9 protein-coding genes and 1 rRNA gene are annotated in these 12,341 nt (G+C 72.9%); 5 read left to right on the forward strand and 5 right to left on the reverse strand.

The window, feature by feature from the left end; genetic code table 11:
• Positions 1 to 166 precede the first annotated feature (166 nt).
• Positions 167 to 283: ribosomal RNA gene (rrf, locus tag AB0N17_RS06140) — 5S ribosomal RNA — on the forward strand.
• 99 nt (positions 284 to 382) lie between these two features.
• Here the strand turns inward: rrf and AB0N17_RS06145 are convergent.
• From AB0N17_RS06145 to AB0N17_RS06165, 5 genes are read right to left on the reverse strand one after another with little or no spacing between them, the layout of a single operon-like run.
• Positions 383 to 1,693 (reverse strand): DUF58 domain-containing protein, encoded by a 1,311-nt coding sequence (locus AB0N17_RS06145; protein ID WP_366009941.1) that lies wholly within the window; start codon positions 1,691 to 1,693, stop codon positions 383 to 385.
• The gene (locus tag AB0N17_RS06150) at positions 1,693 to 2,682 is read right to left on the reverse strand and encodes a MoxR family ATPase (protein WP_366010219.1); all 990 of its coding nucleotides are present in this window, start codon (positions 2,680 to 2,682) and stop codon (positions 1,693 to 1,695) included. The genes AB0N17_RS06145 and AB0N17_RS06150 overlap by 1 nt, the downstream gene beginning before the upstream one ends.
• On the reverse strand, positions 2,682 to 3,878 hold the full coding sequence (locus AB0N17_RS06155; protein WP_366009942.1) for a DUF4350 domain-containing protein: 1,197 nt from the start codon (positions 3,876 to 3,878) through the stop codon (positions 2,682 to 2,684). The genes AB0N17_RS06150 and AB0N17_RS06155 overlap by 1 nt, the downstream gene beginning before the upstream one ends.
• On the reverse strand, positions 3,875 to 4,651 hold the full coding sequence (locus tag AB0N17_RS06160) for a DUF4129 domain-containing protein (RefSeq protein WP_366009943.1): 777 nt from the start codon (positions 4,649 to 4,651) through the stop codon (positions 3,875 to 3,877). The genes AB0N17_RS06155 and AB0N17_RS06160 overlap by 4 nt, the downstream gene beginning before the upstream one ends.
• Positions 4,652 to 4,655: 4 nt before the next feature.
• The gene (locus tag AB0N17_RS06165) at positions 4,656 to 6,041 is read right to left on the reverse strand and encodes a hypothetical protein (protein ID WP_366009944.1); all 1,386 of its coding nucleotides are present in this window, start codon (positions 6,039 to 6,041) and stop codon (positions 4,656 to 4,658) included.
• Between the two features lie 140 nt (positions 6,042 to 6,181).
• Between AB0N17_RS06165 and mtnA the strand changes: the two genes are divergently transcribed.
• From mtnA to AB0N17_RS06185, 4 genes are all read left to right on the forward strand, one after another.
• A complete protein-coding gene (gene mtnA / locus AB0N17_RS06170) occupies positions 6,182 to 7,312 on the forward strand; it encodes an S-methyl-5-thioribose-1-phosphate isomerase (RefSeq protein ID WP_366009945.1) in 1,131 nt (376 codons plus the stop codon).
• Positions 7,313 to 7,549: 237 nt separating this feature from the next.
• A complete protein-coding gene (gene mtrA / locus AB0N17_RS06175) occupies positions 7,550 to 8,239 on the forward strand; it encodes a two-component system response regulator MtrA (protein WP_191870552.1) in 690 nt (229 codons plus the stop codon).
• 1 nt (position 8,240) lies between these two features.
• Positions 8,241 to 10,346 carry an MtrAB system histidine kinase MtrB gene (mtrB, locus tag AB0N17_RS06180; protein WP_366009946.1) on the forward strand — a complete coding sequence of 702 codons (2,106 nt, stop codon included), beginning with the start codon at positions 8,241 to 8,243 and terminating at the stop codon, positions 10,344 to 10,346.
• On the forward strand, positions 10,336 to 12,171 hold the full coding sequence (locus tag AB0N17_RS06185) for an LpqB family beta-propeller domain-containing protein (RefSeq protein WP_366009947.1): 1,836 nt from the start codon (positions 10,336 to 10,338) through the stop codon (positions 12,169 to 12,171). Before mtrB ends, AB0N17_RS06185 begins: the two co-directional genes overlap by 11 nt.
• The last annotated feature ends 170 nt before the right edge of the window (positions 12,172 to 12,341 follow it).

Raw genomic sequence — 12,341 nt, forward strand, 5'->3', positions numbered from 1 at the left:
GTTGATAGGCCGGATCTGGAAGCACGGTAACGTGTGGAGGTGACCGGTACTAATAGGCCGAGGGCTTGTCCTCAGTTGCTCGCGTCCACTGTGTTGGTTCTGAAACCACGAACGGCCCCACGTTTCACAGAGCGTGGTGCGGCACTGTTCGACAGTTTCATAGTGTTTCGGTGGTCATAGCGTGAGGGAAACGCCCGGTTACATTCCGAACCCGGAAGCTAAGCCTCACAGCGCCGATGGTACTGCAGGGGGGACCCTGTGGGAGAGTAGGACGCCGCCGAACAAATTTTGGGAAAACCCCCGCATCGAAAGATGCGGGGGTTTTCTGCGTTCAGGGGTCGGATGTGGGTGTTCCCCGAAGGGAAAGGACGACCCGGGCGGCTCAGAGCCGCCCGGCCGCCTTGAGAGCCAGATACGCGTCCGCCAGTGCCGGCGCCAGATCCTCCGGGGTCGCGTCCACCACCGTCACTCCATGACGACGGAGCTGCTCGGCCGTTCGCTCGCGTTCGCTCTGTGCCTTCGCCGCCGCCGCGGCCTCGTACACCGCGTCGACGTCGCCCCGCGCCTGCGACATGCGCGCGATGTGCGGGTCCGCGACCGAGGCGACGAGCACGGTGTGGCGTTGAGTGAGCTGCGGCAGCACGGGCAGCAGCCCCTCCTCCACCGGTGCCGCGTCGAGCGTCGTGAGCAGCACGATCAGAGAACGCCGGGGTGCCGCGCGCAGTGCCGTGGCGGTGAGGCCACGGGCGTCGGTCTCGACGAGTTCCGGTTCGAGGGTGGCCATCGCATTGACCAAGGAGGGCAGCACGTCTCCCGCGGAGCGGCCCTGGACCAGGGCCCGCACCCGGCGGTCGTAGGCCATGAGATCCACGCGGTCGCCGGCCCGGGAGGCGAGCGCCGCGAGGAGCAGAGCCGCGTCCAGGGAGGCGTCCAGCCGAGGGATGTCGCCCACCCGGCCGGCCGAGGTGCGGCCGGTGTCCAGGACCAGGAGGATGTGCCGGTCGCGTTCGGGACGCCAGGTGCGGACCGCGACCGTGGTTTGCCGGGCGGTGGCGCGCCAGTCGATCGAGCGGGTGTCGTCTCCGGGGACGTACTCGCGCAGGCTGTCGAACTCCGTGCCCTCACCCCGGGTCAGCACGCTGGTGCGGCCGTCGAGCTCGCGCAATCGGGCGAGCTTGGACGGGAGGTGCTTGCGGCTGGTGAACGGGGGCAGGACGCGCACCGTCCAGGGAACCCTGTGGGCGCCTTGGCGGGCGAACAGGCCCAGGGGGCCGTACGAGCGGATCGTCACGCGGTCGGCCTGGCGGTCGCCGCGGCGGGTGGGGCGAAGCCTGGTCGTCACGCGCCTGCGTTCCCCCGTGGGGACGTTCAGGCGGTGGCGTGAGGCCATGACCTCGGTGCCGGGCTCCCAGCTGCTCGGCGGCCAGGCGTCCCTCAGCCGGGCCCTCAGGAGCCGTCGGGACGGGTTGGTGAGGGTGAGCGTGACGTCCGCGGTCTCGCCCAGTCGGGCGGAGGTGTCGCCGGATCGGCTCAGCTTGATGCGCCGTACGGGAGCCGCCAGCGCGTAGTCGCAGGCGCAGGCCAGGGCCAGGGGGCCGTTGACCGCGAGAATGCCCGTCCAGCTCGGTTCCAGGAGGCCGACGGGGATCGAACCGAGGGCCGCGAGCAGGGCGGCGCGTCCGGTGAGTGCCATCAGCGGGGAACCGGGACGTGGCTGAGGATGGCGTTGATGACGGAGTCGGCCGTCACACCCTCCATCTCCGCTTCGGGCCGCAACTGGATACGGTGACGCAGGGTGGGCAGGGCCAGGGCCTTCACGTCGTCGGGTATCACGTAGTCGCGGCCGGTCAGCCATGCCCAGGCGCGGGCGGTGGCGAGGAGGGCGGTGGCGCCACGTGGGGAGACCCCCAGGGTGAGGGAGGGCGACTCGCGGGTGGCGCGGCAGATGTCCACGACGTAGGCGGTGATCTCGGGGGACACGGCCGTCGCGGCGACGGAGGCACGGGCGGCCTCCAGGTCGGCGGGGCCGGCGACGGGGCGTACGCCGGCGGCGTGCAGGTCGCGCGGGTTGAAGCCCGAGGCGTGGCGGGTGAGGACGTCGATCTCGTCCTGCCGTGAGGGCAGAGGGATCGTCAGTTTGAGCAGGAACCGGTCCAGTTGGGCCTCGGGGAGGGGGTAGGTCCCCTCGTACTCGACCGGGTTCTGGGTCGCGGCGACCAGGAACGGCTCGGGGAGCGGGCGGGGCTTGCCGTCGACCGTGACCTGCCGTTCCTCCATGGCCTCCAAGAGGGAGGACTGGGTCTTCGGCGGGGTGCGGTTGATCTCGTCGGCGAGGAGCAGGTTGGTGAACACCGGGCCCGCCTGGAAGGAGAACTCGGCGGTGCGGGTGTCGTAGACGAGGGAGCCGGTGACGTCGCTCGGCATCAGGTCAGGGGTGAACTGGACCCGCTTGGTGTCGAGTTCGAGCGCGGACGCGAGCGCCCGGACGAGCAGCGTCTTGGCTACTCCGGGGACTCCTTCGAGGAGGACGTGTCCGCGGCAGAGGAGGGCGACGACGAGGCCGGTCACGGCGGGGTCCTGGCCGACCACGGCTTTGGCGATCTCGGCGCGCAGGGCTTCGAGGGAGGCGCGGGCGGTGTCCGCGTCCCCGGTCCGCGCGGCGTTGTCAGTGGTCGGGTCCATCATGGACGGCGTACCTCTCTTTCGAGGGCGTCGAGTTGGTCGGTCAGTGCGATCAGGGCCGCGTCGTCGCCGGGCGGCGGTCCGAAGAGGAGGGAGTGCAGGGACTGTCCGTCGCCGGTGAGACGGGCGGACAGGGCGGGGAGCAGCGTCTCGGGCGTGTCCGCCTGGGCGACGGGGACGCCGACGAGGGGGGCGAGGCGCGTGCGGGTGGCGGAGCGAAGAGCGGTGGCGGCGCGGTCGCGCGCGTTGGCCTTGCGGTAGAGGCGGGCGCGGCCTTCGTCGGTCTCGGAGGCGCGGATCGCGACGGGGAGCCGTTCGGGCACGAGGGGGCCGAAGCGGCGTGCCCGCCAGAAGGCGGCGAGGACCGCGGCGATGAAGAGCTGCAGGGTGCCCCAGAGCCAGCCCGAGGGGAGCAGGTCGAAGAAGCTCTTGCGGTCGCTCGTGGTGGCCGAGGTGTCGGAGAGCGAGGGGAGGTACCAGACCAGATGGGGGCGGGAGCCGAGGAGTTGGAGGGCGAGCGAGGCGTTGCCCTGCTTGTCGAGGCGGTCGTTGTAGAGGATGTCGGGTGCGCCGAGCACGACGGTGTCGCCGCCCCCGGATGCCGCGGGGACGCGCAGCAGGGTGGCGAGGCGTTCACTGGGGTAGCAGGAGTCGGCGTCGAGGTGGGTGGTGGTGTAGCGGATGCCACCGGTGTCGGCGCTGCCCGCGCGCCGGGCCTCGGGCAGGGTGCAGTCGGGGGCGAGTGTGGAGTGGATGCTGTTGGCGGGGTCCGCGGTGACCCCGGGGGCGAGCCGCTCGACGGAGGGGCTGCCGGCCGCGACGAGCACGGTGCGTCCGCCGGAGGCGGCGGTGGTCTTCTGCAGCCGGGTCTGCTGGCGGTCGGTCAGCAGATCGGGCTCGGCGACCAGGAGGGTCGTGTCGGGGCCTGCGGCGGCGCCGGCCGCGCTGAGCGTGGTGACCACGCGCGTGGACACGCCGCGGTCGGCGAGGAGTTGGGCGACGGCACGGCTGCCGTAGGGGTCGGGGGAGCGCGGGTCCAGCTCGCCGTGGCGGACGGTGGAGCGTACGGCGGCCATGGCGACCGCCGCCGTCAGGATCAGGACGACGGCGAGAGTGATGCCGCGCGCGCGGGTCCAGAGCCGGCGGGCACCGGGTGCGGTGGAGGTCGTCGTCGGCAGGGTGGCCTCGGTGGTCACTCGGCGGCCCCCTGGCGGCTGCTGTGGGCGGTGCTGGTGGCGCTGTCGGCGAGGGTGGGCCTGGTGCGTTCGAGGTCGCGGTCGAGTTCGGCGATGCGGTGGTACGACTGCTCGGTGGCCCTGCGTCCGCCGTACGTCACGTCGTCGAACTCGCGGGCCGCTGCGCGCAGTCGGTCCGTGTGCGCGGGGAGGCTGCGGCCGGCCTCGGCGGCCGCTTCGTCGGCGGTGCGGCCGGGGCGGGCGTCCAGCAGCGCCCGCTCCTCCAGGGAGCGGACGATGGCGCGCATGCGTTCCTGGACGGCCTGGTTCCAGTGGCCCTGGGCCGCGTGTGCCTCGCCGGAGGCGCGGTGCTCGGCCGCGCTGCGGGGGCGGTCGTCGAACAGGACGGCGGTGGAGGCGGGCCGGCGGCGCGGGGTGCCGAGGCGCCACCACAGGGCGGCCAGGACGGCGATGACGACCAGGGCGACGACGACCAGGCCGACCGGACCGCCGGGGGTCGCCGACGCGGCCGAGCCGAACAGCCGGTCCAGCCAGTTCCAGAGCGCGTTCAGGGCGCGCTGGATCAGGCCGGGGTCGTTCTCGTGGTACATCCGCTTGGACAGCTCGCGCCGGGCCGCCTCCCGCGCGGGATCACGCGGGAGGGTCACCGGCGGCCGGTCTCCCGAGCCGCCGGATGCCCGCACGAGCGTGTCCGCCGCGTGCAGCAGGCCTCGTACGGCCGTGGTGGCGGCGGGCGAGGCCGCCGCCGTGCCAACTCCCCCCGTGATGCTCACCGCATCAGCTCCCGGGGACGGGGCCGGGCGCGGGGGTGCCGGCGCCGTAGCCCTGGACTCCGGCGGCGCGGGCCAGTTCGAGGTCGAGGGCCTCGCGGCGGATGCGCAGGTCGACGTAGAGGAGAACGGTGACGCCCGCGCTGATCGGGAGGGTGACCGTGGCGCCGATCACCGAGCCGATCCCGCTGATGATCAGGTAGGTCCAGCCGATGTGTCCGCCGCCGGCGCCGAACATACTGGTCAGACCGCCGTCGCTCATGGCTGCGCCGACCAGGGCGAAGGGGATCACGACGAGCGACGAGACGATGTCGGCGATGAGCCCGGCGAGCAGCTGGATGCCGAAGACGCGCCACCAGGAGCCGCGCACGAGCTTCGCGGAGCGGCCCATCGACTTCACGATGCTCTGCCGTTCCAGCATCAGCGCGGGCGAGGCCAGGCAGAAGCGGACCGTGAGCCAGGTCAGGACGACCATCGCCCCGAGGATGCCCAGGGCGAGCAGCGCGATGCCCAGGTTGTCACTGCCGGCGAAGAGCAGGAGGATGCCGGGCAGGGTACAGGCGAGCATCACGCCGATACCCATGAGACCGAGCAGGAAGAGCAGGCCGAACAGCTTGGGGATCTGCGGGCGGGCGTCACGCCAGGCCTCGCGGGCGCTGACCGGCTTGCCGAGGACGGCGCGGCTGGTGACGGTCGTCAGCAGGGCGGTCGCGATGATCGTGCCGACGACGGCGATCAGGACGACGACGCCGAAGCCTGCGAAGGCCTCGCCCATGGCGCGGAACACGTCGTCGGGGGTGGTGCTGGGGTCGGTGAGGGACTCCTGGCTGACCGTGTTGTTCAGGACGAGGCCGTTGAGGAGGACCGAGGCGACCTGGACGAGCAGGGCGACCGTCAGCGATATGCCGAGGACCGTGCGCCAGTGGGCGCGCATGGTGGAGACCGCGCCGTCGAGGATCTCGCCGACGCCGAGCGGGCGCAGCGGGATCACGCCGGGCTTGGCCGCGGGCGGGGGGCCGCCCCAGCCGCCGCCCCAGGCTCCGTAGCCACCGGGGGCGCCGTAACCGCCGGGAGGGCCGCCGTAGCCGCCTGCGTACCCGCCGGGACCGTACCCGCCGGGCTGCGGGCCGCCCCAGCCGGGACCCGGCGGTGGGGGCGGTGGGGTCTGGCCCGGGGCGGGCGCGCCGGTGGGCGCGGACCACTGCGCGGCCGGCGGCTGCTCCTTGGACCACTTCGCGCCCGGGCCTTGCGGGTCCGCGCCCGGCTGCGGCTGCGGCGCGGCTTCGGCGGGGCCGGGGCGGTCGGCGGGCTCGGCGGGGCCGGGCGCGCCGGGTTCCCGCCCCTCGGACGACGGGGCGGATCCGGGCGAGGCCCAGCCCGGAGTGTCTGTCATCGAAGCTCCTTCTCGGTGCCCGTCCGCGGTCGCGGCGGCAGGTTGGCAGCCATCGTGCCATGGGGTGGTCGTCCGGGGAGCTGCCGCGGTAGGGGCCGGGCGTCTTCAATGGTGTGCCGTATCCGGGGCAGACTGACCGCATGGCTGATCAGCAGGCGCGAACCGGTGAGGGCAAGCGGCCGACCGAGATACCGGCGATCCGATGGGAGGAACCACCCGAAGGTCCCGTACTGGTCCTTCTCGATCAGACGAGGCTTCCGATCGAAGAGGTGGAGCTGGTGTGCACGGACGCACCGGCGTTGGTGGAGGCGATCCGTGCGCTGGCGGTGCGTGGGGCGCCGCTGCTCGGGATCGCCGGGGCGTACGGCGTCGCGCTCGCCGCCGCGCGCGGCTTCGACGTGGCGGAGGCGGCGCGGGCGCTCGAGGAGGCCCGGCCCACCGCGGTGAACCTGTCCGTCGGCGTGCGCCGGGCCCAGGCGGCGCACGAGGCCGCGCTGGCCGGGAGCGGCGATGCCACGGCGGCGGCCGAGGCGGCGCTGGCGGCGGCGCGGGCGCTGCACCGGGAGGACGCGCAGGCCAGCGCGCGGATGGCCGCCCACGGGCTGGCGTTGCTGGACGAGCTGCTGCCCGCCGGCGGGCACCGGATCCTCACCCATTGCAACAGCGGGTCGTTGGTGTCGGGCGGGGAGGGCACGGCCTTCGCGGTGGCCCTGGCGGCCCACCGGCAGGGACGGCTGCGGAGGCTGTGGGTGGACGAGACGCGTCCGCTGCTGCAGGGCGCCCGTCTGACGGCGTACGAGGCGGCTCGCACCGGCATGGCGTACACCCTGCTCACCGACAACGCGGCGGGTTCCCTGTTCGCGGCGGGTGAGGTGGACGCGGTGCTGATCGGGGCGGACCGGATCGCGGCCGACGGTTCGGTGGCGAACAAGGTGGGGAGCTACCCGCTTGCGGTGCTCGCCCGGTATCACCACGTGCCGTTCATCGTGGTGGCGCCGGTGACGACGGTCGACCCTCACACCCCCGACGGGGCCTCCATCGAGGTCGAGCAGCGCCCCGGCTTCGAGGTGACCGAGGTGACAGCGCCTCAGGTGCCGGTGACGGGTCCGGGGGGCGGGGTTCCGGTGGCGCCCCTGGGGACCCAGGCGTACAACCCGGCGTTCGACGTGACCCCGCCCGAGCTGGTGACGGCGATCATCACCGAGGAGGGAGCGGTTTCTCCCGTGACCGCCGAGGCTCTCGCGGAGCTGTGCGCCGGCGCGGCACGGTGACGGCGGGCTGAGACGGGTACGGCCCCTTCGTCCGCGGCCTTCGCCGACGGAGGGGCCGTGGCGGTACGGCCGGCGCGGCGGTGATCCTGACCGGCCGCGAGGCGCGTCGTCGGCCGGCCGCCGCGCAGCCGTATCCGCCGGAAGCGTCCGGGGGCAGACAGTGACGGCCTCGTACGACTATCGTCACCGGCCAGTGACCTCGCTCACCTGCACCTCTGTCGTCGTTACGAGAATGGGATGATGTCGTTTATGAAGGGACGAGTCCTTGTCGTCGACGACGACACCGCACTGGCCGAGATGCTCGGAATCGTGCTGCGTGGTGAAGGTTTTGAGCCGTCTTTCGTAGCCGACGGCGACAAGGCGCTGGCCGCTTTCCGGGAGACCAAACCCGATCTGGTGCTGCTGGACCTGATGCTGCCCGGGCGGGACGGCATCGAGGTGTGCAGGCTGATCCGGGCGGAGTCCGGGGTGCCGATCGTGATGCTCACGGCCAAGAGCGACACCGTAGACGTGGTCGTGGGCCTGGAGTCGGGCGCCGACGACTACATCGTCAAGCCGTTCAAGCCGAAGGAACTGGTGGCCCGGATCCGGGCGCGGCTGCGGCGGTCGGAGGAGCCGGCGCCGGAGCAGCTGACCATCGGTGACCTGGTCATCGATGTCGCCGGGCATTCGGTGAAGCGGGACGGGCAGTCGATCGCGCTGACCCCGCTGGAGTTCGACCTGCTGGTCGCGCTCGCCCGCAAGCCGTGGCAGGTGTTCACGCGTGAGGTTCTGCTCGAGCAGGTGTGGGGCTACCGGCACGCCGCCGACACGCGGCTGGTGAACGTTCACGTCCAGCGGCTGCGTTCCAAGGTCGAGAAGGACCCGGAGCGGCCGGAGATCGTGGTGACCGTCCGTGGTGTCGGTTACAAGGCCGGGCCGAGCTGACGTGTCCGGGGACAGTGCCGCTTCGGCTCCCGGCGGGTCCGGGTCCCGTCCGGGGCGGCCTGTCGGCCGGACGGCGGCGGGTGCGCGTTTCAGGCGTCTCTTCGAGGGCGGACTGCTGCAGGGCGGTGTCCAGGGCAGCCCGGTCCTGCGGCTGTTCCTGCGCTGGGTGCGCCGGCCGCTGCTTCCGGTGATGCGGCTGTGGCGGCGCAACATCCAGCTCCGGGTCGTCGCCACGACCCTGGTGATGTCGCTGGGTGTGGTCCTGCTGCTGGGCTTCGTCGTGATCGGGCAGGTGCGCAACGGCCTGCTGGACGCGAAGGTGAAGGCCTCGCAGAGCCAGGCCACGGGCGGGTTCGCGGTGGCCAAGCAGCGGGCCGACGAGGCGGTCGCCGGGACCGGCACGGGGACGGGCGCCGCCGACGGCGCGTCCCCCGCGGACGGGCGGCAGTCGCAGAACGTCATCCAGTGGATGAGCGACCTCGTGGAGTCGCTGTCCAGCGGCGGTGCGGGCGCCTTCGACGTGGTGACCCTTCCGGTCGGTGACGACAGCGGTGGCGGGCGCAGCCCGCGTGGTTCCGGGAACGTCAACCCGACGTCCAGCGTGCCCGCCGACCTGCGCGAGCGGGTCAACGGCGGTACGACGGCCGCGCAGAGCTACACGCGGATCCTCTACTACAACGGCAAGGAGTCCCAGCCGGCGCTGGTCATCGGCAAGCAGGTCAACGACCCCAACGGGCGCCCGTACGAGCTGTACTACCTCTTCCCGCTCACGCAGGAGGAGAAGTCGCTGAGCCTGGTCAAGGGCACCCTTGCGACCGCCGGACTGTTCGTCGTCGTCCTCCTCGGTGCCATCGCCTGGCTGGTGGTGCGGCAGGTCGTCACACCGGTGCGGATGGCGGCCGGGATCGCGGAGCGGCTGTCCGCCGGGCGGCTGCAGGAGCGGATGAAGGTCACCGGCGAGGACGACATCGCGCGGCTCGGCGAGGCCTTCAACAAGATGGCGCAGAACCTCCAGCAGAAGATCAACCAGCTGGAGGACCTGTCGCGGATGCAGCGCCGGTTCGTGTCGGACGTCTCGCACGAACTGCGCACCCCGCTGACGACGGTCCGCATGGCCGCCGACGTCATCCACGAGGCGCGTGAGGACTTCGACCCGGTCACCGCGCGGTCGGCCGAGCTGCTCGCCGACCAGCTGGACCGGTTCGAGTCGCTGCTGGCGGACCTGCTGGAGATCAGCCGCTTCGACGCCGGCGCGGCGGCGCTGGAGGCCGAGCCGATCGATCTCAGGGAGGTCGTCCGGCGCGTGGTGAGCGGTGCCGAGCCGCTCGCCGAGCGCAAGGGCACGCGCATACGCGTGGTCGGCGACCAGCAGCCCGTCGTGGCCGAGGCGGACGCCCGCCGGGTGGAGCGCGTCCTGCGCAACCTGGTCGTCAACGCCGTCGAGCACGGCGACGGCAAGGACGTCGTGGTCAAGCTGGCCGCCGCGGGCGGCGCGGTCGCCGTAGCGGTGCGCGACTACGGGGTGGGACTCAAGCCGGGCGAGGCGACCCGCGTGTTCAGCCGTTTCTGGCGGGCGGACCCGGCACGCGCGCGTACCACGGGTGGTACGGGGCTCGGGCTGTCGATCGCCCTGGAGGACGCGCGGCTGCACGGCGGCTGGCTGCAGGCCTGGGGCGAGCCGGGTGGCGGCTCCCAGTTCCGGCTGACGCTGCCCAGGACCGCGGACGAGCCGCTGCGGGGCTCGCCGATACCGCTGGAGCCCAAGGACTCGCGCCGCAACCGCGGCCTCGACGACGCCGGTCTGCCGCGTGGCGGCGAGGAGAAGCGGGCGACCGTGCCGGTGCAGCAGGGCGGTGCCCAGGGGCCCGGGCTGCCGCCGCGCGCGTCGATCGCCCCGCGGCTGGCCGCACTGACGCCCGCCGTCGATCCGACCGCCCTGCCCGGGCATGGCAACGGCGCGCGCGTGGTGCCCCGGCCCGCCGGTGGTGCGCGGCGTTCGGACGACGGATCGGCCGCGGGCCCGGCACCCGACGCGAGTACCGCCCGGCCGGATGGGGCCGGGCCGCAGGACCCGACCGAGCCAGGGGAGGAATTTCGTGGGCGCTGACCGCGAGGGGGGCGCCCGGCGGCGGCCGGTGCGCGCGGTGGGATGCACAGCTCTGGGGGTCGTTCTGCTGGCCGGGTGTGCCTCGATGCCCGACAGCGGGGACCTGCGGAACGTGGAGTCCACTCCACGGCAGGACACGGGTGTGCGGGTGTTCGCCATGCCGCCGGCCGAAGGGGCCGGCCCGGGCGAGATCATGCAGGGTTTCCTGGAGGCGCTGACCAGCGACGACCCGCAGTACGACACGGCCCGCAAGTATCTGACGGCCGACGCGGCGAGCGCCTGGCAGCCGGAGCGGTCGACGACGGTCCTCGCGAACGGGGTGAGCATCGGGCCGGACTGCCGGGCGGGTGGCCCGGAGGCGACCGACAGCGTCACCTGCGACCTGGCGGGCAGCCGGGTCGCGTCCGTGGACGCGCAGCAGGCGTACGAGCCGGCCGGCGGTTCCTACCGCGGCAAGGTGCACCTCACGCGGGACGCCAAGAACGGGCAGTGGCGCATCGACCGGCTGCCCGACGGCGTCGTCATGGGCAAGTCGGACTTCCAGCGCAACTACACGTCGGTCGACAAGTACTACTTCGCGTCCAATATGGCGGTCGGAGCGACCGGACAGCCGGTGGCGGTCGCCGATCCGGTGTTCGTGCGCAGCAAGGTCGACCCGATGACGCAGGTGGTCCGGTCGCTGCTGAGCGGCCCCACCACCTGGCTCGGCGTGGTGGCCAGGTCCGGCTTCCCGACCGGTACGGCCCTGCAGAAGGGCGTGTCGGGCCTGGCGCCGGACGACCAGAACAAGCTGACGGTGCCGCTGAATCTGAAGGCGTCCCAGGTCGCGGCGAGCAAGTGCAGCGAGATGGCGACGCAGATGCTGTTCACCCTGCGGAACCTGGCGCCGACGCTCGAGTCCGTCGAGCTGCAGGGGGTCGGCGGGCACCGGCTGTGCGATCTGACCGAGGAGGGCGCCGAGGGCGCTGCCTGGCACGGTGCGTCCAAGCGCCCGGAGTACCTGTACTTCCTCGACGGCAAGCACCGCCTGGTGCGGATCCCGACCGGGTCCACGGGCACGGGCGCGCTCCCGGTGCCGGGGCCGCTCGGTGAGGGCGGCAAGGGCCTGCAGTCGGTTGCGGTGTCGCGGGACGAGCACACCGCCGCCGGGGTCGGCGACGAGGGCAGGTCGCTGTACGTGACCTCGCTGGCGTCGGGTGGCTCGCTCGGGGACCCGCTGGTGAGCAGTCAGGGCGCGACCCCGGCCGGGCGGCTGACGACACCGAGCTGGGACGCCCGCGGCGACCTGTGGGTCGCCGACCGCGATCCGCACCGTCCGAAGCTGTACGTCCTGGAGCAGGGTGTCGCCAAGCCGGAGGAGGTCGCCGTCCCGGACCTGTCCGGTCACATCAAGGACGCACGCGTGTCCGCCGACGGCGTGCGGATCGCGCTGGTCGTGGAGAAGAAGGACGGCAACCAGTCCCTGCTGATCGGGCGGGTCCAGCGCGACGACGGCACCGGGCAGGGCATCTCGGTGGACGGACTACGGTCGGCGGCACCTGACCTGGAGCAGGTCAGCGCCATCTCCTGGGCCGGGGACAGCAGGCTGCTCACCGTCGGCCAGGAGCAGGGCGGCGTGCAGCAGATGCGGTACGTCCAGGTGGACGGCTCCACGCTGGACGGTCCGGCGCCCGGGGCGCTGCCCGGCGTGAAGGCGATCGCCGCGTCCGAGGACGAGCGGGTGCCGCTGGTGGCCTACTCGGACGACGGGATCGTACGGCTGCCGTCCGGCGCGCAGTGGCAGAAGCTCGACAAGGACGGCACGGCGCCGGTCTATCCGGGCTGAGGCGCGGCTGCCCGGGCGGAGGTGCCGGCCGGGCCGGAGATCTCCTCATGACCCTGCGCCGCCGGGTGTGGGCACGCCTGTCATCCGTGTGGGTGACAGGCGGCGCCGGAAGTCCCCGGTTGTCCACAGGGCGTTTTCCACAGGGGTGGCCGGTTGTTCTCGGCGTTGGC

The organism is Streptomyces sp. NPDC051133 (genome assembly GCF_040682635.1).
In the GTDB taxonomy this organism is placed as follows: Bacteria; Actinomycetota; Actinomycetes; order Streptomycetales; family Streptomycetaceae; genus Streptomyces.